Origin of the sequence: Cellulosimicrobium sp. SL-1 (assembly GCF_011033075.1) — a bacterium.
Classification (GTDB): Bacteria; Actinomycetota; Actinomycetes; order Actinomycetales; family Cellulomonadaceae; genus Cellulosimicrobium; species Cellulosimicrobium funkei.
In genome coordinates this window covers 226,754-248,944 of the sequence record NZ_JAACJC010000009.1, presented here as the reverse complement: position 1 = coordinate 248,944, position 22,191 = coordinate 226,754, and the positions used below count along the sequence as shown (strand labels likewise).

Sequence of the window (22,191 nt, the reverse complement as noted above, 5' to 3'; positions counted from 1 at the left end):
TCGTCAGCTCCGCGTCGGCCTCCTCGCCCTCGGCCTCCTCCGGCATCTGGACGTCCCAGTCGTCGACCTTCTGGTACTCGTCCGCCGCCATCCACAACGTCCCCGCCGACAGGTCGTTGAGCACGATGACCTGCCGGTTCACCCGGTACTCCAGGCGGGTCTGGGGGTCGAGCCCTTCGAGGCGCTCGTCGACGTCGCGGTCGGTGCCCTCGCAGTCGCGGATCACCTGGCCGGTCGAGGCCCACGCCCCGTACGTGCACGACCCGAGGCGCACCGGGGCGGCCGGGACGCCCTGCGCGGCGCGGCGCTGGGCGTCGCCGCCCTTCAGGGGCTGGGTCACGAGCGCGTCGGTCGTCGCGACGACGACGTCGCCCGACCCGGCGGACGGCTGCTGGAGCCGCGCCTGCTCCGCGCCCTCGACCGCGACGGTCCGGCCGCCTGGCAGCACGAGCTGCGAGGCGGAGCGGTCGAGGACGACGGGCTCGTCACCGACGGCCGTCACCTCGACCTCGGCGCCCTTCCCGACCGGGAGGGACGTCGACGTCGGGTCGCCGGAGACGGCGCCCTTGCTCGTGGTCTCGACCGTCCAGAGCGCTCCGGTCGAGGGGATCGCGACGAAGACCGTCCCGTCCTCGGACACCGTCAGCGCGCCGTCACCGCCGACCTCGGCCGTCGGGTCGAGCTTCTCGGCGTCGAACGAGGTGGCGCCGTCGAACGGCAGGACCCACAGCAGGCCCTCCTCGCCGTCGAGGATCGCGGTCGTCGCGCCGCCGGAGGCGACCTGCGCCCCGGCTGGCAGGCGGATCTGCCCGGTGAGCTTGAGGTGGGCGACGTCCACGGGGGACGACGTGCTCGTCCCCTGGTCGTCGAGGAGGACGCGGCCCGCGTCCTGCTGCACGTCGAACGACGCGCTGCCCGCGTTGAGCGTGCCGTCCATCGCCTGGGACTCGTAGTTGAACCGCCCCACCAGGCCGGCCGACGTCTTCGTCACCCACACGCCCGAGTCGTTGAGGTCCACGTCCGCCGTGGCCTCGCCCTCGTAGAGCAGCGCCATCCCCACCAGCGCCGTCGAGAACACCGACACGGTGCTCACCGACGCGACGGTACGACGATGCTCGCGGATGGTCGTGAGAAGACCCACCTGTGCTCCTCTGTGCCTGGGCGGGGCACACGTCCTCCCGGTCCCGCCGAGCGGCGGTGACGAGGGGAACGGGTGCTCCGGTGCCCGCAGACTGCCCGCAGAACGCCCCGACGAGGGTAACCGAGGCAGGGTCGCTCAGGGCATGGGGAGCAGTCCCCATGGAGGGTGGAATATTCCCCTGATCAGGGCAGAAGGGACGCACGGGACAGCGCGGCCCGGTCGCGCGTGCGGTCCTCGGCCGTGCGCAGCGACGCACCGTCCGGGCGGACGACGGCCTCCGCGGCGCGCGGGGTGGTCGACACCCGGGACCGGGCCGCCGCGCGGCGGCGGCCGAGGTCGGCCAGGGCGGAGCCCACGAGGACGAGCAGACGGTCCGTGCCACGGGGCTCGACCGTGCGGGGCAGGGTGGGGGAGTACGCGCTCATGAGGGGTTCTCCTTGCCGTCGATCGTCGGGAAGACGTTGAAGTGGATCTGCACGGGCCGTGCGCCGGGCGTCTGCTCCTGGCCCTGGAACCGCTGGAGCGTCGCGTCGAACGCGTCCCACGCCTCCGCGACCTCGAGCATCTGGTCGGCGGTGAGCCACATGCTCGCCGTCGTCAGACGGCTGCCGTCGAGCCACCGCGTCGGCAGCTCGGGGGAGCGCTCGAGGAACGCCTGGATCTTGCGCGCCCGCGCGGACTCGAACTCGCGGCTCACCATCGCGCCCGCGAGCGTGGCGGCGGCGTCCTCCTCGTCGTGCGGGACGTCGACCGTGAACCCGCCCGGCGGGCGCTCCCACCAGCGCTCGCGCGCCGTCCCGCGGCCCGCGACCTCCCGGACGAAGCCGTGCCGCGCGAGCTGGCGCAGGTGGTAGCTCGTCGACCCGCTGGACTCGCCCACGAGGTCGGCGAGGCGGCTCGCGGTGAGCGCGCCGTGCGTCGAGAGCAGGTCGAGGATCTGCACCCGCAACGGGTGCGCGAGCGCCTTGAGCTGCGCGGGGCCGAGCGCGGGGTGGCGTTCGGCCGGGACGGGTGCCGGTGCGCTGTCGGTGGGCATACGACGACCATAGCGATGCAAACGACTCTTTGCAAGAGTTTCTTTGCAGCGGGATGTTGGCATCTGTCGGACGGCCCGCGCGGGGAGCGGGGGCGTGCGCAAGGTGCGAGCATCGAGCGCATGACGCAGGTGGCGGAGCGGGTGCGCGGCGCGGCGGAGCGCGCCATCTTCCTGCGGGTCGCGGGCCCGGACGCCACGGCGACGCGGGCACGCATCCACGAGACGCCCGGCCCGCGCTGGTTCCCGCCGGGGTCCGCGGTCCAGCGCGTGCACGGCGACGCGTCGATGTTCGTCGGCGGGCTGCGTGCGCTGCTCCTGCAGAGCCTGCACCCGCTCGCGATGGCCGGGGTCGCGGCGCACTCGGGCTACCGGGGCGACCCCTGGGGGCGCCTCCAGCGGACCTCGACCTTCATCGCCACGACGACCTTCGGCACGGCCGACGACGCCGCCGGCGCCGTGGCGGCGGTCCGGGCGGTCCACGAGCGGGTCCGCGGCGTCGCGCCCGACGGCCGCCCCTACCGCGCGAGCGACCCGGACCTGCTGCGCTGGGTCCACGTCGCCGAGACGCAGAGCTTCCTCGTGGCGCACCAGGAGTTCGGGCACCGCCCGCTCGGCGCCGCCGGGTGCGACGAGTATGTCGCGCAGGCGGCGGTGGTCGGCCGCGCCCTGGGCGTCGAGGACGTGCCGGTCACGGTGCGCGAGCTGGACGACGCCGTCGCCGGGTACCGTCCGGTGCTCGGCCTCACCCCGGCGGCGCTCGACGCCGCGCGGTTCCTCCTCGTCGAGCCGCCGCTGCCGTGGGCCGTGCGTCGGGTGTACGCGGGGCTCGCGGTGGCCGCACGCGCGTCGCTGCCGGACTGGGCGCGCGCGGGCATGCCGCGCGTGCGGGGGCTGCCTCAACGGTGGGCTCACCCCGCGGGCGAGGCGGTCACGCGGCTGCTGCGGTGGGCCCTCCCCGGAGCCTGACGGCGAGGCGCCCGGCGGGTCAGGCGTCGGCGCGGCGTCGGCGGTAGGCGTCGAGGTCGTCGTTGAGCCGGCCGAGGAGCTCGGCGAGGAGGGCCCGGTCGAGGCGCGACCAGTCCCCGAGCACGTCCGCGTAGAGCGCGGTGCGCGCCGCGCGGTGGGCGGCGAGCTCGTCGAGCCCCGCGCCCGTGGGCTCGACGACGACGGCCCGGCCGTCGTGCGGGTCCCGGGCCCGGCGCACGTGCCCGGCCCGCTCGAGCACGACCACCTGGCGGGTGACGGTGGAGGCGTCGAGGCCGAGGCGCTCGGCGAGCGCGTTGACGTGCAGCGGGCCGTGGGTGCCGAGCGTGTGGAGCAGCAGGTAGCCGGACCGGTCGAGCGTGCCGCCCCGGCGCGACGTCCCGGGGCTCCCGGAGGCGCGCGTGCGCTCCGCGCGGCGCAGGAGCTGGGCGACCTCGAGCTCGATCGTGCCCAGCACGTCCTGGGCGGTCGCGTCCCCGCGCGCCTCGGCCTGCGGCTGATCGTTTCCCTCGGCAACCGTCATGGGTGTATTCTACAGATAGTTACCTGCTAGATACAGGTACTTCTCCCGCCGCCGCCCCTCGTGCGGCGGCCTCCCTCACCAGGAAGTGCGACCGAGTGGCCTCCACGCGCAACGAACCGAACCGCACCGCCATCTACGCGACCGCCCTCACCGCGTTCTTCGCGATCGCCGGCATCGCCGTCGTCGACCCGATCCTCCCCGTGATCGGCGAGGAGATCGGGGCGTCGACCTGGCAGATCGAGCTCCTCTTCACCGCCTACATCGCCGTCATGGCGCTCGGCATGATTCCCGCCGTCATGGCGACCGGGCGCTTCGGCTACAAGAAGATCCTCGCCACGGGCGTCAGCCTGGTGGCCGTCGCGGCCGTGCTCGCGGCGCTGAGCACGAGCATCGGCCAGCTCGCCGCGCTCCGCGGCCTGTGGGGCCTCGGCAACGCGATGTTCTTCGCGACGGCGATGGTCCTCCTGGTCTCTCTGGCGAACGACCGCGAGTGGGTCGTCGAGCTCTTCGAGACGTGCGTCGGCCTCGGCTTCGCCGTCGGGCCGCTCCTCGGCGGGCTGCTCGGCGGCATCTCGTGGCGCGTGCCGTTCTTCGTGTGCGGCGTCTTCATGCTCGTGGCGCTGCTCGTGTCCGTGACGCGCCTCAAGGACCCCGCCGAGAAGCCCGCGCCGCTGCGCGTCGGCCAGGTCTTCCGCCTGTTCCGCAAGCCCGGCTTCCTCGCGCTCGCCGCGGTCACCGCCGCGTACAACTTCTGCTTCTTCGTCGTGCTCGGGTACACCCCCGTGTTCCTCGGGCTCGACGTCGTGCCGCTCGGTCTCGTCTTCACCGCGTGGGGCGTGGGGCTCGCGGTCGGGATCCTCGTCGTCGGGCACCGGCTCGCGCACCGCGTCGGCGCCGTCCAGACGCTGGGCGTGGCCGTCGTGGGCGTCCTCGTCGCGCTCGTCCTCCTCGCGCTCGACCTCGGGACCGCCTGGTCCGTCGTCGTGCTCGTCGGCGCCGGCGTGTTCATGGGCATCGCGAACGCCAACCTCACGGACCTCTCGCTCGCGCTCGGCGACCCCGACCGCCGCGTGACCACCGGCGCGTTCAACCTCGTGCGCTGGGGCTTCGCCGCCCCCGCCCCCGTCATCGCGGGGCTTCTGCACCCGGTGTCCGCGACCGCGCCGTTCTGGCTCGGGGCGGGGATCCTCGTGCTCGGCGTCGTCGTGTTCGTGGCGTACGGGCACCGGATGGCGGGCGAGCTCGGGGAGCGCGTCCTGTGGTCCCGGTGGAACCGCACGGCCCGGACCGTCGAGGGGACGCCCGAGGAGGCGCTCGGCGAGGTCTGAGCCGCCGGCGGCGCCGACGGGGGAGGGTCCCGGGCCGCGAGGCCCGGGACCCTCAGTCCTCCGGGTCGGTCCCGGCGTCGGCCGAGCCGTCGCCCGAGGTGCCCGACGTGCTGGTCGCCGGGTCGGGCTCGGGGTCGGCCGCGGCCGACTCCGCGGCCCGCGTGAGGGCCTCGATCCCGGCCGTCAGCGCGCGCAGGTCCGCGACGTCGAGCCGGTCGAGGAGGTCCGTGAGGGGCTCGTCCTCCTGCGCGACGAGCCGGCGCACCGCCGCGGCGCCGCGCGGGGTGGCGGCGACGAGGCGCACGCGACCGTCCTGCGGGTCGGGGCGGCGCGACGCCATGCCCGCCGCCTCGAGCCGGTCCACGATCCCCGAGAGCGTCGCGGGGGAGATGCCGAGCACGTCCGCGAGCCGGTGCGAGCTCGTCTCGCCGTCCAGCTGCAGCACGGCGAGCGCGCGGAGCTGGGGGACCGTCAGGGTCGTGCGGAGCAGCGGCTCGAGGCGCTGCGCGAGCAGCAGGTCGGCGAGCCGGCGCTGGGCGTCCTCGAGGCGCCGGGCGAGCGCCGCGCGCTCGTCGTCGGCGGGGTGGGTCACGGCGAGACTCTATCGGTGGGGGCGGGAACCATCCCGAGATGCTTCGCGTTACGCTAACGAAATCGCGACGCCGACGTCGTCTCCCGCCCGACCTGGAACCCCTGGAGGCTCCGTGTCCCGTCTCGCCCGGCTGTCGCTGGCCAACCGCGCGCTCGTCGCGCTCGCCACCGTCGCGATCGCGATCTTCGGCGTCGTCAGCATGGGATCGCTCAAGCAGGAGCTCATCCCGAGCCTGCAGATCCCCACGGCCGCCGTCGTCGGCGCGTACCCGGGCTCGGCCCCGGCGATCGTCGAGCAGCAGGTCACCGTCCCCGTCGAGACGGCCGCGCGCGGGGTCAAGGGGGTCGAGGACGTCACGTCGACGTCGTCGACCGGCCTCTCGGTGACGACCGTCCAGTTCGCGTACGGCACCGACATGGACGCCGCGGCCTCGCAGCTCCAGACGGCCGTCACGCGGCTGCAGTCCCAGCTCCCGGAGGACGTCGAGCCGCAGGTCGTGACCGGCTCCGTGGACGACCTCCCGGTCATCCAGCTCGCCGTGTCGGGCGGCGCGGACGAGGCGGCGCTCGCGGACACCGTGACGTCGAGCCTCGTCCCTGCGCTCGAGGACGTCGAGGGGGTCCGCAGCGTCGCGGTGAGCGGCGTCGCCGACCAGCAGGTGACGATCGCCCTCGACCCCGCCGCGCTCGCCGTCGCCGGGCTCAGCCCGCAGCAGGTCTCCACGATCCTCCAGGACAACGGTGTCGTGGTGCCCGCGGGCACCGTCGCGGAGGGCGACCGCACCCTCAGCGTGCAGGTCGGCACGGCGATCACGACCGTCGACGAGCTCGCCGCGCTGCCCCTCGTGTCCCCGACCGCGGCGCCCGGCACCCCGCCCGTCGCGCTCGGCGACGTCGCGACCGTCACCGCGGGCCCCGAGCCCGCGACGTCGTTCTCCCGGCTCGACGGCGAGCCCGCGCTCGCCGTCGCCATCACCAAGACGCCCGCCGGCAACACGGTCGAGGTGTCGCACGCGGTCCAGGACGCGGTCGACGACCTCTCCGGCGTGCTCGACGCCCAGGACGTGCGCGTCGAGGTCGTGTTCGACCAGGCCCCGTTCATCGAGGAGTCCATCGAGGGCCTCGCGACCGAGGGCCTGCTCGGGCTCCTCTTCGCGGTCGTCGTGATCCTGCTGTTCCTCGCGTCGCTGCGCTCGACGCTCGTCTCCGCCGTGTCGATCCCGCTGTCGCTGCTCGTGACGTTCATCGTCATGAACGCCACGGGCTACACGCTCAACATCCTCACGCTCGGGGCGATGACGGTCGCGATCGGCCGCGTGGTCGACGACTCGATCGTCGTCATCGAGAACATCAAGCGGCACCTGTCGTACGGCGAGGAGAAGGTCGGCGCCATCATCGGCGCGGTCAAGGAGGTCGCGGGCGCTATCACCGCCTCGACCGTCGCCACCGTCGCCGTGTTCCTGCCGATCGCGCTCGTGGGCGGCATGGTCGGCGAGCTCTTCCGGCCGTTCGCGCTCACCGTCGCCATCGCGATGCTGGCCTCGCTCTTCGTCGCGCTGACGATCGTCCCGGTCCTCGCGTACTGGTTCATCACGTCGCCGCCCGTCCCGGCCGACCCGGAGGCCGCGCGCCTCGCGGGCGAGCGCGCCCGCGCCGCCGCGGAGGCCAAGGAGCGTCGCGGGCTGTGGCAGCGCGCGTACCTCCCGACGCTGCGGGGGGCCCTGCGCCACCCCGCGATCACGCTCGGCGTGTCGGTCGCGATCCTCGCCGGGACGCTCGCGCTCGTGCCGCGGCTCGAGACCAACTTCCTCGGCGACACCGGCCAGGACACGCTCACCGTCACCGAGTCGTTCGCGCCGGGCACGTCGCTCGACGCGCAGGACGCTGCCGCGCGCGACGTCGAGCAGGCGCTCCTCGACGTCGACGGCGTCGCCACGGTCCAGACGACCGTCGGCACCGCGGGCGGCCCGGAGGCCGCGTTCTTCGGCGGCGGCGGGTCCCCGACGGCGACGTTCGCCGTCACGCTCGACGCGGACGCCGACGCCGTCGCGGCCCAGGAGGACGTGCGCGACGCCGTCTCCGGGCTGGGCGGCGACGCGAGCGAGGGCATCGAGGTCGCGGGCGCCGACGCCGCGTTCGGCAGCTCCACGGTTGACCTCGTGGTCCGCGCGCCCGACACCGACACCCTCGCCGCGGCGGCCGCCGAGGTGCAGGAGCTCGCGGAGGGGACCGACGGCGCCGCGCAGGTGACGAACAACCTCGCAGCCGCCCAGGCCACCGTCCAGGTGACGGTCGACCGTGAGGCGGCGGCCGCCGTCGGGCTCACGGAGACGCAGGTGGCCGGGACGGTCGCGGGGGCGATGTCCCCGGCCCCGGTCGGCACGGTGAACCTCGGCGACGGCCCGGTGCAGGTGCGCGTGGTCGCGGGCGAGGCGCCGGCGACGGTCGCCGAGCTCGAGCAGGTCGTGCTGCCCACCGCCGCGGGCCCCGTGCCGCTCACGCAGGTCGCCGAGGTCGCCGAGGTCGAGGTCCCCACCTCGATCACGCGCGTCGACGGCGAGCGCAGCGCGACGATCGCCGTCACCCCCGCGGGGCAGGACCTCGGCGCGCTGACTACCGAGCTCACGACCGCGATCGACGGCCTCGAGCTCGAGGGCGGCGCAACGGTCGAGGTCGGGGGCGTGGCCGCCGACCAGGCCGACGCCTTCGCCGACCTCGGGCTCGCGCTGCTCGTCGCGATCCTCATCGTCTACCTCGTCATGGTCGCGACGTTCCGCAGCCTCCTGCAGCCGTTCATCCTGCTCGTGTCGATCCCGTTCGCCGCGACGGGCGCGCTGCTCCTGCTGCTGGCCACGGGGACGCCGCTGGGCGTGCCGGCCCTCATCGGCCTGCTCATGCTGGTCGGCATCGTCGTGTCGAACGCGATCGTGCTCATCGACCTCATCAACCAGTACCGCGAGCGCGGACGGGCGCTCGACGACGCCGTCCTGGAGGGGTCGCGCAAGCGGCTGCGCCCCATCGTCATGACCGCCGCCGCGACGATCTTCGCGCTCACGCCCATGGCCGTCGGGATCACGGGCGGCGGCGCGTTCATCTCCCAGCCGCTCGCGCTCGTCGTCATCGGCGGCCTGCTGAGCTCGACGCTGCTTACCCTCGTCGTCGTCCCGGTGCTCTACACGCTCGCCGAGCGCCGCGGCGAGAAGCGCGCCGCGAGGAAGGCGGCCAAGGAAGAGGCCGCGGCCCAGGCCGAGGCCGACAAGGCCGCCGCCGCCGAGGAGACGACGGCGAACGCCTGAACCGCCCCACCGTCCCCGACGCGCCGGACCCGCCGGGCCCCCGCCGACCAGGCGATCCCGGCGGGCCGAGCAGGTGGTTCTGGCGCGTCCGATGTCCTGGACGCGCCAGAACCACCTGTTCGGCGGGGGGCGGGAGAGTCAGGAGGGGCGGGCAACGCCCGTCTCGTAGGCGAGCACCACGGCCTGGACGCGGTCGCGCAGGCCGAGCTTGCCGAGGACGCGCCCGACATGGGTCTTGACCGTCGCCTCCGAGAGCACGAAGCGCTCGGCGATCTCGGCGTTGGTCAGCCCCTCACCGAGGGCCTCGAAGACCTCGAGCTCGCGCGCGGTGAGGTCGGCGAGGCGCGGGTCGTCCCGGCCGGTCGGCGCCTGGGCCGGGGCGGCGGCGCCGTCCTGCGGGAGCTGGCCGGAGAACATCTCGAGCATGCGGCGCGTGATGCGCGGGGAGACGGCGGCGTCGCCGCTCGCGACGGCGCGGATCGCCCCGACGAGCTCGCCGGGCTTGGCGTCCTTGAGGAGGAAGCCGCTCGCCCCGGCGCGCAGGGCGGCGAACGCGTACTCGTCGAGGTCGAACGTCGTGAGGATGATGACGCGCGACCCGGGCTGGGCGGCGACGATCCGCTCCGTCGCCTCGATGCCGTTCGTGCCGGGCATGCGCACGTCCATGAGCACGACGTCCGGCGCGAGCGCGGACGCCTGCGCGACGCCCGTCTCGCCGTCCCCGGCCTCGCCGACGACCTCGATGTCGTCCTCGGCGGCGAGGATCATGCGGAAGCCCATGCGCAGCAGGGCCTGGTCGTCGACGAGCAGCACCCGGATCGGTGCCCCCGTTCCCGTCATGTGCGTTCCCGTCCGTCGTCGCGTGCGCCGGCCTGGCGGCCGGGGTCGAGGTCGAGGCGCAGGCTCGCCCGCACCTCCCAGCCCGTCCCGCTCGGCCCCGCGGACACGGTACCGCCGTAGACCGCGGCCCTCTCCCGCATCCCGATGATCCCGCGCCCCGTGCCGACGGGGACGCCGGGCGGGTGCTGCTCCGCGACGGACGGCGGGAGCCCGCGCTCGTCGGCGCTCGCGCCCTCCCCGGGACGACGGCCCGCCTGGTTGACGACGCGCAGCTCCAGCCAGTCGGCGCCGGGCTCGGCGCGGCGCGACACCTCGACGAGGACCACGGGGGACAGGGGCGCGTAGCGCAGCACGTTCGTCAGGGCCTCCTGGACGATGCGGTGCGCGGTCTGGCGCAGGGCGGGGCCGGGCGTCGGCTGCGGGCCGGAGCGCACGAGCCGGACGGGCAGCCCGGCGGTGCGGAACCGCTCGACGATCTCCTCGAGCTCGGGCGTCTCGTGCGCGGGCGCGAGGGGCACGGTCTGTTCGCCGCCCGGCTCGCGCAGGACGCCGAGGACGCGCCGCATGTCGGCGAGCGCGGCGCGGCCGGTCGCGGTGAGCTCGTCGAGCGCGTGGCCCGCGAGCTCGGGGTTCTTGGCGCCCGACGCCTTGGCGCCGTCCGCGAGGGCGACCATCACGGTGAGGGAGTGCGCGACGACGTCGTGCATCTCGCGCGCGATGCGCGCGCGCTCGGCGGCGGCGGCGAGCTGCGCCTGCTGGTCGCGGTCGCGCGCGATGGAGTTGGCGCGCTCGACGAGGTCGGACACGTGCTGGCGGCGCGCGCGCACGTTCGTGCCGATCGCGAGCGCGACGAGGCAGAGGATGGTGGTCACGAGGATGCCGACGATGCGGTCGACGGTCGCCCGGCCCGGCTCGACGCTCTGGCGCAGGACCTCCCCCTCCGGGGTGGTGACGACGTCGTACCAGAGCAGGGTCGCGCCGGAGAGCGCGAGGACGGCGATCGCGAGCACGGGCCACGCGATGCGGGAGGGCCGCGACGCCGCGACGGCGTAGACGGCGAACATGGCCGCGACCTCGAACCCGGCCGTGTCGCCGGTGACGCCGATGGCGACGACGCCGACGGCGGTGAGCGCGAGCGCGATCGTCACGGGCCGACGGCGGCGCCAGTACAGGAGCACGCCGCCGACGAGGAAGAACACGAGCGAGAGCGCCGTCGTCCCACGGGGCTGAGACGCGGTGAGCGCGTACAGCACGCCGGGCACGACGAAGACGGCCACGACGACCCAGTCCATGACGACCGGGTGCCGCGCGAAGTACCGGCGGACGGGGCCGAGCCGACGCGCGTCGAGCTCGGTGAAGGGGGCGGGCGCGGGGCGCAGGGGGTGGGTCGACGAGCCCGGGTTCCCCGGCGCGGCGGGCTCCACCGGCTCCGGGCGCGCCACGGCCGACGCCGGACGAGCGGTCTGCTCGTCCGGCGTCGGCGGGGTGGTGGGCCGGGTGGTCACGCGTCCCGGCGCTTGAGGACGACCGCGGCCGCGGCGACCAGCGCGGCGGTCCAGCCGAGGAGCACGGCGTAGCCGGGCCACGGCGCGATCGTGTCGCTGCCCGACATGTTGCCGCCGAGCACGATCTGCTCGCCGGCGGACGCGGGCAGGGAGTTGTAGAGCGTCTGGACCCAGTCGGCACCGGTCACGCCCATGACGATCCCGAGGACCATCGACAGGACGAAGAACACGGCGACGAGCGTGAAGATCGCCCCCGCGGAGCTGCGGAGCAGCACGCCGACCGCGACGGAGAAGAGCGCGACGGTCGTGAGGTAGAGCACGACGCCGATCAGCGCGCGCTGGTCGTCCGCGGACGAGAAGTCGACGGTCATGTCCTTGCCCGACAGGATCGGGTACGTCACGAGCCACGACAGCCCGACGGCCACGACGGTCGTCACCGCGGTCACCACGCCGACGACGATCATCTTCGCCGCGAGCGCGGGGAGACGGCTCGGCACGGCGGAGAGCGTGGAGCGGATCATGCCGGTCGAGTACTCGCCCGTCACGGTGAGCGCCCCGAGCACGGCCACGGCCAGCTGCGCGAACGTGTAGCCGACGGTGATCACGGTGATGCCCACCCCGTCGGCGGACCCCATGCCGGCCTCCTCGGGCGTGGCGCCCGCGGACTGCATGGAGGACATGACTGCCGCGAACATGAGCGAGAAGCCCACCATGACGACGACGGTGATGCCGAGCGTCCACCAGGTGGAGCGCAGGGTGCGGAACTTGATCCACTCCGAGCGCAGCACGTGGCCGAACGAGAGGCGGTAGGGGGAGGTGCGGGACGCCGTCGGGCCGGCGCCGGTGGCGAGGGTCGTGGCGCTCATCGCTGCGCTCCTTCGAGGGAGTCGGTGGGGGCCGGTGCGCCCGCGGTCGCGCCCGCGGCACCGTGGCCGATGTGGTTCTGCGCGGAGTCGGTCTGGTACTCGACCGCGTCCGCCGTGAGGGCCATGTAGGCGTCCTCGAGCGTGGACGTGACCGGCGTGAGCTCGTGCAGCACGAACCCCTTGGCCGCGGCGAGCTCGCCGATCCCTGGGGCGTCCGCGCCCGTGACGACGAGCAGGCTCGGCTCGTCGCTCGTGACGGTCGCGCCGTCGCTCGTGAGGAGCTCGGCGAGCTGCGTGGCGTGCGGGGTGCGGACCCGCACCGTGCGCTGCTGCGAGCCGTTGACGATGTCGCTCACCGGGGCGTCCGCGATGATGCGGCCCTTGCCGATGACGATGATGTGGTCGGCGGTGAGGGCGACCTCGCTCATGAGGTGGCTCGACAGGAAGACGGTGCGGCCCTCGGAGGCGAGGTAGCGCGCGAGGTTGCGCACCCACAGCACGCCCTCGGGGTCCAGGCCGTTGACCGGCTCGTCCAGGATGAGGGTCTTGGGGTCGCCCAGCAGCGCGGACGCGATGCCCAGGCGCTGGCCCATGCCGAGGGAGAAGCCGCCCACGCGCTTCTTCGCGACCGGCTGCAGGCCGGTCATCTCGATGACCTCGTCCACGCGCTTGGTCGGGATGCCGTGCGTGGCGGCCATCGCGAGCAGGTGGTTGTAGGCCGAGCGGCCGGTGTGCACGGCCTTGGCGTCCAGCAGCGCGCCGACCTCGGTCAGCGGTGAGCGGTGCTGGGCGTAGGGGCGCCCGTTGACGGTGACGGTCCCGGCGGTGGGGCGGTCCAGGCCCATGATCATGCGCATGGTCGTGGACTTGCCCGCGCCGTTGGGGCCCAGGAAGCCGGTCACGGTCCCGGGACGCACGGTGAACGAGATGCCGTCCACCGCGGTCTTGGGCCCGTACCTCTTGGTCAGGCCGCGTGCTTCGATCATGACTTCGCCCCTCCGAGGGTCGTTCGTCCGGGATGGTCCTGGTGCACCGCGGGAAGGTCGCTCCGGTCCGGCCGGGCCCCTCACCGCGAGGTACGTCTCGAGCCTACGGACGGGCTCGGCGCCGGGCAGCCACCTTGCGACGTATCTTGCCGCCGTCGTGACCCGGGGCGCGTACGCCGCGCGGCGTACACGACGTCCCGGCGCGTGGTCCGCTGGTCGGGACTTCGCCCGCGAGGCGCGGGAAAACCCGCGGGAACAGTGGCCGGGACTCGCACGTTCCCTAGGATGAACACAGGCCAGCGACACCCGACTCGAGGCGAGACGCCGATGACGAGGCCCGCTGAGAGGTAGTGGACGCCGCGACCAGGAGGAGCTCATGAGCAACCCCGTCTTCAACAACAGCGCGGTCTTCGGCGAGCCGAAGAACCGGCGCGGTGGGGCGGCCACGCAGGCCGCACCCGCCTACGGGAGCCCGCCCGCACAGGGCCAGGGCCCCGCGTACGGCACGCCCCCGCAGGGCGCGCAGTGGGGTGCGTACGGCGCCCAGACCGCGGACGCGGCGCAGCTCGACGCGATGTACAGCGCGCCGTCGGCGACCACGGCGGACACCAAGCGCCTCACGTACGACGACGTGATCATGAAGACGGGCGGCCTGCTCGCGCTGCTCGTCGTCGTCGGGGCGGCGTCGTGGTACCTCACGCCGCAGATGCCGTTCCTCTACCTGCTGGGTGCGATCGCCGGCCTGGTGCTCGGCCTGGTCAACGCGTTCAAGCGGAACCCGAGCCCGGCCCTGATCATCGCGTACACCGTGGCCCAGGGCCTGTTCCTCGGTGGCATCAGCCTCGCGTTCGGCACCATGACCGTCGGCAACGGCGGGAACCTCACGGACATCGTCTTCCAGGCGGTCCTCGCGACCGTCGCGACGTTCGCGGCCGCGCTGTTCCTGTTCCGCTCCGGCAAGGTGCGCGTCACCCCGAAGTTCACGCGCTGGCTGCTCATCGCGATGGTCGGGTACCTCGCCTTCTCGCTCGTCAACGTCGTCCTCGTGCTCTTCGGCGTCCTCGACGGCTGGGGCATGCGCGGCGGCACGATCGGCATCGTCGTCGGGCTCATCGCGGTCGGCCTGGCCGCCGCGTCGCTCATCGTCGACTTCGACTCGATCAAGCGTGGCGTCGAGGCCGGCGTCCCCGCCAAGTTCGCGTGGTCGGCCGCGTTCGGCCTCATGGTCACGCTGATCTGGCTCTACCTCGAGTTCCTGCGCCTCTTCGCGATCCTGCAGAGCAGCGACTGACGGTGGCGCGCAGCACCCGTGAACCGGCACCCGCGGCGGACCTCCCGCCGCGGGTGCCGGTGTTTCTGGCCGGGCTCGTCGTCGCGGCGGCCGCGATGCTCGGCGTCCAGGTCCTGTACATGGTCGTCTCGGGCGCGCCGCCTGCGTGGCTGTCGTTCGCGGCGCTCCTCATCCTGCTCAGCGTCCCGACGGCGGGCGCCGCCGTCGCCTGGCTCGGCACCCGGATCACGCGCGACGCCACGGAGCGCCGGGCCGCGCTCGTGTTCGCGGCGCTCGGACTCGTGGCCGGAGCGCTCTGGGGGTCGTTGCTCGCGGGCGGGATCGCCCGGCAGCTCGCCGACGCCGGCGCTGGCGGTGGCGGTGCGCTCGTCGCGGGTGCGGCCGCCGTCGTCGGGGTCACCGCCGCGGTCGGCGCGGGTCTCGGCCGGCTCGTGGCGCCCGAGGCCTCCGACCGCCCGCTGCTCGTCGTCGTGCTCGGCGTCGTCGTGCTCCTCGTCGCGATCCTGGGTCTCGTCGGCTGACGGCCCCACCCCGTGAGTGCGGGAAAGAGCCGCGGTCGGGCGTCTCCGCCGCGACTCTCTCCCGCACTCAGCGGGGGTCAGGCGGGGAGGCGGCCGGTGGCCGAGGCGAAGCCGAGCCACGTGTGGCGGTTCCCGGCCCAGCACCAGCCGACCTTCGGGGCGCCGCGGCGGTCGCGCCCGTCGCGTCCGGTGCCGTTCGAGATCCACAGCGCGGGGGTGCGGGTGTCGAGGCGGCCGTCGGGCTTGCGCAGCCGTGAGCCGACCGTCATGTAGCAGTGGTTCCGCGCGAGGACGTCCGGCGCCTGGAGCGCCCAGTGGATCCCCTCGTGCAGCAGGAGCGGCGTCCGGCCGCGCGCCGTGAGCTCCGGCAGCGCCTCGTCCGGGGACCAGCTCGCCAGGTCGTCGCCGCGGTCGACGTCCGTGACGAGCGAGACCGGCCCCGGCGGGACGACGATCCCCTCGATCGGCGTGAAGCGGTCCACGTCCGTCATGTCGACGACGACGAACCCCTCCTTCTCGCCGTCCTTCGCCGGGAGCCGCAGCAGGGGAGCCAGCGCCGACGGCGGCGCGAGCGCCGGGTCGACGACGAGCAGCGCGCCCGCGGGGGCGGTCGCCGCGAGGTCGGCCGCGGCGGCGCGGAACGCGTCCGCGGTGAGACCGGCGATGTCGTGGACGCCGAGCGCGACGAGGCGCTCGGCCTGGGCGACGACGTCGGGCAGCGGGGGGAGCGCGGGCGGCGCGGAGGCCGCTGCGGGGGACGCGGGACGGGTAGCGGCGGTCGTGGGCTCGGGCACGGGTCACCTCTCGGTCGGGGATGTCGGCGTCCTCAACGCTCTACACCGTACGGGAATTCCCGTCGCGAGCGACCCTCATGCCGGGCGTCGGTCGGGATGGTGCCCGGTCGAGCACGCGCGCGGCGCCGGATCGGGGATGATCGGGGCATGAGATACGCAGAGCACGTGTCCGAGCTCGTCGGCGGTACCCCGCTCGTCCGGCTGTCCCGTGTCACCGCAGGCCTCAGCGCGACGATCCTCGCCAAGGTCGAGTACGTGAACCCCGGCGGCTCCGTCAAGGACCGCATCGCGCTGAAGATGGTCGAGGCCGCGGAGGCCTCGGGCGAGCTCCGGCCCGGCGGCACGATCGTGGAGCCGACGTCCGGCAACACGGGCGTCGGGCTCGCGCTCGTCGCGCAGCGCAAGGGGTACGACTGCGTCTTCGTCTGCCCGGACAAGGTGAGCCAGGACAAGCGCGACGTGCTGCGCGCGTACGGCGCGCGCGTCGTCGTCACGCCGACCGCCGTGGCCCCCGACCACCCGGACTCCTACTACTCGGTCTCCGACCGGCTGGTCCGCGAGATCCCGGGCGCCTGGAAGCCGAACCAGTACGCGAACCCGAACGGCCCGGCGTCGCACTACGAGTCCACCGGCCCCGAGGTCTGGGCCGACACCGACGGTCGCGTGACGCACTTCGTCGCCGGGGTCGGCACGGGCGGCACCATCACCGGCACGGGCCGCTACCTCAAGGAGGTCTCCGCGGACCGCGCGGCCTCCGACGGCGGGCGTGTGCGCGTCGTCGGCGCGGACCCGGCGGGCTCGGTCTACTCGGGCGGCGACGGGCGCCCGTACCTCGTCGAGGGCGTGGGCGAGGACTTCTGGCCGGACGCCTACGACCCGGCGGTCCCCGACGAGGTCATCCCGGTCAGCGACGCGGACTCGTTCGCGATGACCCGGCGCCTCGCGCGCGAGGAGGGCCTGCTCGTCGGCGGGTCGTGCGGCATGGCCGTCGAGGCGACGCTGCGGCTCGCGCGCCGGCTCGAGGAGGAGGACCCGGAGGCGGCAGCGCGGGCCGTCATCGTCGTCCTGCTGCCGGACAGCGGGCGCGGCTACCTCTCCAAGATCTTCAACGACGCGTGGATGCGGTCCTACGGGTTCCTGCCCGACGAGGAGGGCGTGACCGCGGGCGACGTGCTGCGCGCGAAGGACGGCCGCCTGCCCGACCTCGTGCACACGCACCCGAGCGAGACGGTCCGCGACGCCATCGAGATCCTGCGCGAGTACGGGGTGTCGCAGATGCCCGTCGTCGGCGCCGAGCCGCCCGTGAAGAGCGGGGAGGTGGCCGGGTCGGTGAGCGAGCGCGCGCTGCTCGACGCCGTCTTCTCCGGCCGAGCGTCGCTCGCCGACCGCGTGGACCAGCACATGGAGCCGCGCTTCCCGCTCATCGGCGCGGGCGAGGGCGTCGAGGCCGTGCGCACCGCGCTGCACGACGCCGACGCGCTGCTCGTCGTCGAGGACGGCGACCCGGTCGGGGTCCTCACGCGGCACGACCTCCTGGGGTTCGTCGCCGCGCGCTGATCCCCGCCGGGCCCGGCGCGCGCCTCAGGCTCCGGCCTGCGGGCGCGCGAGGGATGCCAGGCCCGCGAGGAGCGCGCGGACGTGCAGGTCGAAGCTGCGGTCGAGGTCGTCGGGCAGGCGGAAGCCGCCGCCGAGCTCGAGCGCGACGAAGCCGTGCAGGCTCGCGCGCACGGACCGGACGGCGTCGACCGTACGGTCCTCGGGGAGGTCGAACCCGCGCAGCACCGCGGCGACGACCTGGACGCTGCGCCCCGCGGCCGCCGACAGCGCGGCGTCCGCGGGGTCGTCCGGGTCGGGGGCGACCTGCACGGCCGCGTACCGGCCGGGGTGCGCCCGGGCGTACCGCCGGGTCGCGTGCGCGAGGGCGGCGACGGCGTCGGGCCCGGCGAGGCCGACCGTCGCGTCGGTGAGGGCGCGCGTGTAGTCCCCGACGGCGACGACGGCGACCTCGCGGCGCAGCGCGGCGAGCGAGCCGACGTGCTTGTACAGGCTCGGCGTCGCGACGCCTGCCTGCGCGGCGACCTTGGCGAGCGTGAGGTCGGCGAAGCCCGTCGGGCCGCCGGCGTCGACGAGGTCGAGCGCGATCCGGACGACGGCGTCGTGGGACAGCCCGGCCCTAGCCACGAGCGTCCTCCGACCGCTCGGCATCCGGGCGCGCGTCGGCGTCGGGCAGCCCGGAGAGGAAGCCGAGGGTCGCGGCCACGACCTCCTCGGGCGCCTGGAGCTGGGGGTAGTGGCCGACGTCGGGCAGCAGGAGCGTGGTCGCGCCGAGCGCCTGCTCGGCCCACGCGGCCTCGGCGGCCGGGTCGGCGTAGTCGGGGTCGAGCGCGCCGTAGACCGCGAGCACGGGCGCCTCGACCTGGGCGACGCGCGGCTCGACGACGCGGTGGTCGAGCTGGAGGGTGAGGTCCCGGAAGGAGCGCAGGCGCCCCGGCTCGGAGAGGTTGGCGCGGATCGCGGCCTGGTGCGCGGCGAGGCGCGCGGGGGTGCGGCCCTTGTTCAGCGAGCCGTAGAACGAGGCCCAGAACGCCGCGCCCCACGGCCGCGCGAGCGCGACGCGGTAGAGCACGCGCATCGCCCGGAGCCTCGCGGGGGACGACGGCTCGCGGAGGAACCCGTCGAGCAGGACGAGCCCGCGCACGAGGTCGGGGCGCAGGGCGGCGGCGACCACCGCGGCCGACGCCGCCATGGAGCTGCCCAGCAGGACGGCCGGGCCGGCGCCCAGGTGCTCGACGAGCGCGACGTAGTCGGACGCGGTCGCCTCGTCGCCGTGCGTCGCGAAGGTCGTGTCGCTGTCGCCGTGGCCGCGCAGGTCCATGACGACCACGCGGTGGCCCGCGGCGAGCAGGTGGGGGACGACGTCGTCGTAGGTGGCGCGGAGGTCGCCCATGCCGGGCGCGGCGACGACGAGCGGGCCGGAGCCCTGGTCGGTGTAGGCGAGGCGCCCCTCGGCGCGGGCGAGGTGGCGCACGGTCGGGCGCTGGTGAGTGGTCATAGCTGTAAGGCTAATGTCATTAGCCAACGAGGGCAAGAGTCTCGGCGACCGCGCCCGGCCGGGTCGGGGCGATCCGCGTAGGGTAAGGAGGCCCGCGCCCGCGCGGGCCTTCCTGCACCCGACGAGAGGCACCCTCGTGACCGACCAGCCCACCCTCCCCACCGCCTCGGGATCCTTCGGCGAGAAGCCGACGCTCACCTTCCCCGGGACGGACGCGCCCAGCGGCCTGCAGGTGGTCGTGCTCTCCGAGGGCGACGGCCCGGCCGTCACGTCGGGGCGCAACATCGTCGTGCACTACCTGGGCCAGGCCTGGGGCGGGCACGTCTTCGACAACTCCTACGACCGTGGCGACACCATCGCCTTCCCCATCGGCGTCGGCGCCGTCATCGGCGGCTGGGACAAGGGCCTCGTGGGCCAGAACGTCGGCTCCCGCGTGCTGCTCTCGATCCCGCCGGAGCACGGCTACGGCCAGCGCGGCGTGCCGCAGGCCGGCATCGGCGGCACGGACACGCTCGTCTTCGTCGTGGACGTCGTCGACGTCCAGTGACCTCCTGAGGGCGGGGTGCCCGTCGTCGCGGTGATCACCCACGACGGGCGCCCGCCGCTCAGCGCCGCACGGACCGCGTCACCGTGAAGCGCGGGTCGCGCGCGACCTGCGTCGTGGGCCCGACCGCGCGCTCGAGCGCGGGGCGGTACCGCAGGTGCGAGTTCCAGACGCACCACAGCTCGCCGCCCGGTCGCAGCACGCGCCCCGCGGTCGCGAACATGCGGTGCGCGGCGTCGGTGCGCACGGCGGCGCCGTCGTGGAACGGCGGGTTGAGCAGCACGACGTCGGCGCTCGCGTCCGCGAGGGTCGCGCCCGCGTCGTCGCGCACCGTGCGCACGCGGGCGGCGACGCCGTTCTCGCGCGCCGTGAGCGCCGCCGAGCGGACGGCGGCGTCCGAGCGGTCGGCGGCGACCACGTGCGCCTCGGGCCAACGCCGGGCCGCCCACGCGGCGAGCAGGCCCGTCCCGCACCCGAGGTCGACGACGTCGCGCGGCGCCGTACCCTGCCCGCCAGGGGTCGGTCCGTCGTCGGCGCCGAGCCGGTCCAGCAGGAACCGCGTGCCGAGGTCCAGGCCCGCCCCCGCGAAGGCGGCGCCGAACGCCGCGACCCGCAGGCCGACGTCGGCCAGGTCGGTGACGACCGGGTAGGTCAGCGAGCGCGCCGGCCGGGGCGCCGACGCGACGAGCACGCGAGACTTGCCCCGGGCGAGGCTCGCGCGCACCTCGCCGAACGACTCGGCGAGGACGTCGTTCATCGCGCGCGTCATGTGCTTGACGCGCGCGCCCCCGAGGAGCACGACGTCCGGCCCGGCCTCGCGCGCGACGTGCTCCGCGACATCGCGCAGCGCCGCGAGGCCGCGGGGGAGCCGCAGCAGCACGACCCGCGCCCCGGCCAGGAGCCCCGCGTCGAGGCCGTGGCGGTCGTACGCCGTCGCCATCCCCACCGCGCGCGCGTTCGCGTCGAGCGCCGCCTCCGCGGTGCACGCGTCCTGGTGGACGCGCACGCGCCCCCCGGCGGCCGTCGCGCTCCCGGGATCCCCGGCGGGTCCTGCGCCGGTGAGCAGCGCGGCGCCCAGGGTGAGGGCGCCGTACCGGTCGTCGACGACGGCCACGGCCCCCGGGGCCGCCTGCGCGAGCCAGGGTGCCGCCTCGTCGAGCAGCAGGCGGTCGGCCGGGTCGACGGCGACCGGTGCGTCCTCCCGGTCCGGACCGGCGTCATGGGTGCGCAGGCGCTCCAGGAGGGCGGCGAGGTCGGGCGAGGTCGTCACCGCCCCAGTCTCCCCGACGCCGGTGGTCGCCGCGCCGCGCGCCCGGCGGAGCGCTACTGTGCGACTGCGGAGAGCGAGGAGGCACCCGTGGACGTCCCGCGAACCCTGGTCGAGTCCCGTGCCGTCGGGCGCGCGCTGCGCGACCGGGTGCCGCGCCGCACGCAGGGCGCGCTGCTGCTGCCGGACCGCGACCCGGTGGCGATCGTCGAGGAGCAGAACCGCGACCGGCTCCAGGACCTCGTCCCGCTGCGGATCGGCCGGATGCTCGAGTCGCCCTTCGCCTTCTACCGCGGCACCGCCGCGACGATGGCCCACGACCTGCGCGACGGCCCCCGGACCGGCGTCCAGGTCGTCGCGTGCGGGGACGCGCACGTCTCCAACTTCGGGCTCTTCGCGTCGCCCGAGCGGCGGGTCCTGTTCGACCTCAACGACTTCGACGAGGCGTCGGACGCCCCGTGGGAGTGGGACGTCAAGCGCCTGGCGGCGAGCATGTACGTGGGCGGGCGGGACAAGGGCCTGGCCGAGCACGACTGCGCGGACGCCGCGCGCGGCGCGGTGCGCGGGTACCGCGAGACGCTCGCCGAGGCGTTCGCGCGCGACGCCCTCGAGCGCTACGCGTTCCTCGTCGACACCGCGGTCATCGAGCCCCTGCTGCTCGACGGCGGTCGCGAGGAGCTCGAGCGGACCGTGCGCAAGGCGCGGCGGCGCACGTCGGAGCAGGTGGTGCGGAAGATCACGAGCCGGACCGCCGACGGCCGCACGCGGATCGTCGACCAGCCGCCGGTCACCCAGCACGTGGACACGGCGAGCGTCGACGAGCTCACGACGCTGTTCGAGGCGTACCGCGAGCCCCTGCGCGCCGACGCCCGGCTCCTGCTGAGCCAGTTCACGGTCGTGGACTTCGTGCTGCGCGTCGTGGGCGTCGGGAGCGTCGGGACACGCTGCTACATCGTGCTCCTCGAGGGGCCCGCGGGGGAGCCGCTCGTGCTGCAGGTGAAGGAGGCGACGTCGTCGGTCCTCGCGACGTACGGCGGGATGGTCGACGCGCTGCCGTCCGGGCTCGTGCCCGCCGGTGCCGTGCCCGCCCAGGGCCGCCGGGTGGTCGCCGCCCAGCGCATCCTGCAGGCGCAGTCCGACCCGTTCCTGGGGTGGACGACCGTCGAGGCGCCCGACCGCACGGGCCGCCCGCGCGTCGACTTCTACTGGCGCCAGTTCCGCGACATGAAGGGGTCGGTCGAGCTCGGCCGGCTCTCGGCCTCGCAGTTCGTGCGGTACGGGGAGCTGTGCGGGCGCGTGCTCGCCCGCGCGCACAGCCAGTCGCCGGGCGCGCGCGTGGCGCACGGCTACCTCGGCCGCTCGGACGTGTTCGACGAGTCCCTCGCGCGGTGGTCGCGCGCGTACGCGGACGTCGTCGAGGGCGACTACGCCGCGCTCGAGGCCGCCGTGACGAGCGGCCGCCTCCCGGCCGAGCGGGGCGTCTGAGCCGGTCCGACGGCGGTGGACGGCCACCCGCGCGCCCGGCCGTCGCCCGTACGCTGGGCGCCATGACGGACGACGGAGGTCAGCCCGGCCCGCACGCCCCCGCGCCCGCCGAGGCGCCTGCGGAGTCCTCCGCGCGGGCAG

20 protein-coding genes and 1 pseudogene are annotated in these 22,191 nt (G+C 75.0%); 8 read left to right on the top strand and 13 right to left on the bottom strand.

The window, feature by feature from the left end; translation table 11 throughout:
- The 3 genes and pseudogenes from GWJ10_RS15425 to GWJ10_RS15415 form a co-directional block, all read right to left on the bottom strand.
- A pseudogene (locus GWJ10_RS15425) lies at positions 1-1,093 on the bottom strand (fibronectin type III domain-containing protein); the annotation flags it as partial.
- A 230-nt stretch (positions 1,094-1,323) separates the two neighbouring features.
- Entirely contained in the window at positions 1,324-1,566 is a 243-nt protein-coding gene (locus GWJ10_RS15420; protein WP_076405843.1) for a hypothetical protein, read from the bottom strand.
- On the bottom strand, positions 1,563-2,177 hold the full coding sequence (locus GWJ10_RS15415; RefSeq protein ID WP_061269418.1) for a helix-turn-helix domain-containing protein: 615 nt from the start codon (positions 2,175-2,177) through the stop codon (positions 1,563-1,565). Before GWJ10_RS15415 ends, GWJ10_RS15420 begins: the two co-directional genes overlap by 4 nt.
- Before the next feature lie 120 nt (positions 2,178-2,297).
- On the opposite strand from GWJ10_RS15415, the gene GWJ10_RS15410 reads away from it, so the two are divergent.
- Positions 2,298-3,143, top strand: a complete 846-nt coding sequence (locus GWJ10_RS15410) for an oxygenase MpaB family protein (protein WP_061269419.1) — start codon at positions 2,298-2,300, stop codon at positions 3,141-3,143.
- 19 nt (positions 3,144-3,162) lie between these two features.
- On the opposite strand, the gene GWJ10_RS15405 is transcribed toward GWJ10_RS15410, so the two are convergent.
- Positions 3,163-3,684, bottom strand: a complete 522-nt coding sequence (locus GWJ10_RS15405) for a MarR family transcriptional regulator (RefSeq protein ID WP_163188368.1) — start codon at positions 3,682-3,684, stop codon at positions 3,163-3,165.
- Positions 3,685-3,779: 95 nt separating this feature from the next.
- On the opposite strand from GWJ10_RS15405, the gene GWJ10_RS15400 reads away from it, so the two are divergent.
- Positions 3,780-5,012 (top strand): MFS transporter, encoded by a 1,233-nt coding sequence (locus GWJ10_RS15400; protein WP_051028020.1) that lies wholly within the window; start codon positions 3,780-3,782, stop codon positions 5,010-5,012.
- A gap of 52 nt (positions 5,013-5,064) precedes the next feature.
- Here the strand turns inward: GWJ10_RS15400 and GWJ10_RS15395 are convergent, their stop codons facing one another.
- Positions 5,065-5,604: a MarR family transcriptional regulator gene (locus GWJ10_RS15395; RefSeq protein ID WP_163188366.1), complete on the bottom strand. Its 540-nt coding sequence runs from the start codon at positions 5,602-5,604 to the stop codon at positions 5,065-5,067.
- Positions 5,605-5,716: 112 nt separating this feature from the next.
- Between GWJ10_RS15395 and GWJ10_RS15390 the strand changes: the two genes are divergently transcribed.
- Complete coding sequence (locus tag GWJ10_RS15390; RefSeq protein ID WP_163188364.1) at positions 5,717-8,899, top strand: efflux RND transporter permease subunit; 3,183 nt, start codon at positions 5,717-5,719, stop codon at positions 8,897-8,899.
- A 138-nt stretch (positions 8,900-9,037) separates the two neighbouring features.
- On the opposite strand, the gene GWJ10_RS15385 is transcribed toward GWJ10_RS15390, so the two are convergent.
- Genes GWJ10_RS15385 through GWJ10_RS15370 form a run of 4 tightly spaced genes read right to left on the bottom strand, consistent with a single transcriptional unit; the run spans position 9,038 to position 13,096 of the window.
- Positions 9,038-9,739, bottom strand: coding sequence for a response regulator transcription factor (locus tag GWJ10_RS15385; protein ID WP_021483142.1), 702 nt, complete (start codon positions 9,737-9,739; stop codon positions 9,038-9,040).
- On the bottom strand, positions 9,736-11,244 hold the full coding sequence (locus tag GWJ10_RS15380) for a histidine kinase (RefSeq protein ID WP_083711923.1): 1,509 nt from the start codon (positions 11,242-11,244) through the stop codon (positions 9,736-9,738). The genes GWJ10_RS15385 and GWJ10_RS15380 overlap by 4 nt, the downstream gene beginning before the upstream one ends.
- Positions 11,241-12,110, bottom strand: a complete 870-nt coding sequence (locus GWJ10_RS15375; RefSeq protein ID WP_021482323.1) for an ABC transporter permease subunit — start codon at positions 12,108-12,110, stop codon at positions 11,241-11,243. Before GWJ10_RS15375 ends, GWJ10_RS15380 begins: the two co-directional genes overlap by 4 nt.
- Positions 12,107-13,096, bottom strand: coding sequence for an ABC transporter ATP-binding protein (locus tag GWJ10_RS15370; protein ID WP_076405853.1), 990 nt, complete (start codon positions 13,094-13,096; stop codon positions 12,107-12,109). Before GWJ10_RS15370 ends, GWJ10_RS15375 begins: the two co-directional genes overlap by 4 nt.
- Before the next feature lie 376 nt (positions 13,097-13,472).
- On the opposite strand from GWJ10_RS15370, the gene GWJ10_RS15365 reads away from it, so the two are divergent.
- Together GWJ10_RS15365 and GWJ10_RS15360 are read left to right on the top strand one after the other, a co-directional pair.
- Positions 13,473-14,387 carry a Bax inhibitor-1/YccA family protein gene (locus tag GWJ10_RS15365; protein WP_021482325.1) on the top strand — a complete coding sequence of 305 codons (915 nt, stop codon included), beginning with the start codon at positions 13,473-13,475 and terminating at the stop codon, positions 14,385-14,387.
- A 53-nt stretch (positions 14,388-14,440) separates the two neighbouring features.
- A complete protein-coding gene (locus GWJ10_RS15360) occupies positions 14,441-14,908 on the top strand; it encodes a hypothetical protein (RefSeq protein WP_163188362.1) in 468 nt (155 codons plus the stop codon).
- A 77-nt stretch (positions 14,909-14,985) separates the two neighbouring features.
- On the opposite strand, the gene GWJ10_RS15355 is transcribed toward GWJ10_RS15360, so the two are convergent.
- Positions 14,986-15,702 (bottom strand): DUF5701 family protein, encoded by a 717-nt coding sequence (locus GWJ10_RS15355; protein ID WP_241005848.1) that lies wholly within the window; start codon positions 15,700-15,702, stop codon positions 14,986-14,988.
- A 147-nt stretch (positions 15,703-15,849) separates the two neighbouring features.
- Here GWJ10_RS15355 and GWJ10_RS15350 point away from each other — a divergent pair, with 147 nt between their 5' ends.
- The gene (locus GWJ10_RS15350) at positions 15,850-17,259 is read left to right on the top strand and encodes a cystathionine beta-synthase (RefSeq protein ID WP_163188360.1); all 1,410 of its coding nucleotides are present in this window, start codon (positions 15,850-15,852) and stop codon (positions 17,257-17,259) included.
- A gap of 24 nt (positions 17,260-17,283) precedes the next feature.
- Here the strand turns inward: GWJ10_RS15350 and GWJ10_RS15345 are convergent, their stop codons facing one another.
- Together GWJ10_RS15345 and GWJ10_RS15340 are read right to left on the bottom strand one after the other, a co-directional pair.
- Entirely contained in the window at positions 17,284-17,883 is a 600-nt protein-coding gene (locus GWJ10_RS15345) for a TetR-like C-terminal domain-containing protein (RefSeq protein WP_206158415.1), read from the bottom strand.
- Entirely contained in the window at positions 17,876-18,754 is an 879-nt protein-coding gene (locus GWJ10_RS15340) for an alpha/beta hydrolase (RefSeq protein ID WP_163188356.1), read from the bottom strand. Before GWJ10_RS15340 ends, GWJ10_RS15345 begins: the two co-directional genes overlap by 8 nt.
- 136 nt (positions 18,755-18,890) lie before the next feature.
- Between GWJ10_RS15340 and GWJ10_RS15335 the strand changes: the two genes are divergently transcribed.
- Positions 18,891-19,301 carry an FKBP-type peptidyl-prolyl cis-trans isomerase gene (locus GWJ10_RS15335; protein WP_241005847.1) on the top strand — a complete coding sequence of 137 codons (411 nt, stop codon included), beginning with the start codon at positions 18,891-18,893 and terminating at the stop codon, positions 19,299-19,301.
- Between the two features lie 58 nt (positions 19,302-19,359).
- Here GWJ10_RS15335 and GWJ10_RS15330 read toward each other — a convergent pair whose 3' ends face one another.
- Positions 19,360-20,568 carry a class I SAM-dependent methyltransferase gene (locus GWJ10_RS15330; protein WP_241005846.1) on the bottom strand — a complete coding sequence of 403 codons (1,209 nt, stop codon included), beginning with the start codon at positions 20,566-20,568 and terminating at the stop codon, positions 19,360-19,362.
- Between the two features lie 87 nt (positions 20,569-20,655).
- Between GWJ10_RS15330 and GWJ10_RS15325 the strand changes: the two genes are divergently transcribed.
- Positions 20,656-22,050, top strand: a complete 1,395-nt coding sequence (locus tag GWJ10_RS15325; RefSeq protein ID WP_206158414.1) for a DUF2252 domain-containing protein — start codon at positions 20,656-20,658, stop codon at positions 22,048-22,050.
- Positions 22,051-22,191: the final 141 nt, after the last annotated feature.

Bases quoted from the DNA above. Each gene is read 5' to 3' on its own strand.
- GWJ10_RS15365 (WP_021482325.1), top strand. From the start codon at position 13,473: ATGAGCAACCCCGTCTTCAACAACAGCGCGGTCTTCGGCGAGCCGAAG.
- GWJ10_RS15420 (WP_076405843.1), bottom strand. From the start codon at position 1,566: ATGAGCGCGTACTCCCCCACCCTGCCCCGCACGGTCGAGCCCCGTGGC.
- GWJ10_RS15405 (WP_163188368.1), bottom strand. From the start codon at position 3,684: ATGACGGTTGCCGAGGGAAACGATCAGCCGCAGGCCGAGGCGCGCGGG.
- GWJ10_RS15410 (WP_061269419.1), top strand. From the start codon at position 2,298: ATGACGCAGGTGGCGGAGCGGGTGCGCGGCGCGGCGGAGCGCGCCATC.
- GWJ10_RS15350 (WP_163188360.1), top strand. From the start codon at position 15,850: ATGAGATACGCAGAGCACGTGTCCGAGCTCGTCGGCGGTACCCCGCTC.
- GWJ10_RS15375 (WP_021482323.1), bottom strand. From the start codon at position 12,110: ATGAGCGCCACGACCCTCGCCACCGGCGCCGGCCCGACGGCGTCCCGC.
- GWJ10_RS15385 (WP_021483142.1), bottom strand. From the start codon at position 9,739: ATGACGGGAACGGGGGCACCGATCCGGGTGCTGCTCGTCGACGACCAG.
- GWJ10_RS15415 (WP_061269418.1), bottom strand. From the start codon at position 2,177: ATGCCCACCGACAGCGCACCGGCACCCGTCCCGGCCGAACGCCACCCC.
- GWJ10_RS15370 (WP_076405853.1), bottom strand. From the start codon at position 13,096: ATGATCGAAGCACGCGGCCTGACCAAGAGGTACGGGCCCAAGACCGCG.
- GWJ10_RS15340 (WP_163188356.1), bottom strand. From the start codon at position 18,754: ATGACCACTCACCAGCGCCCGACCGTGCGCCACCTCGCCCGCGCCGAG.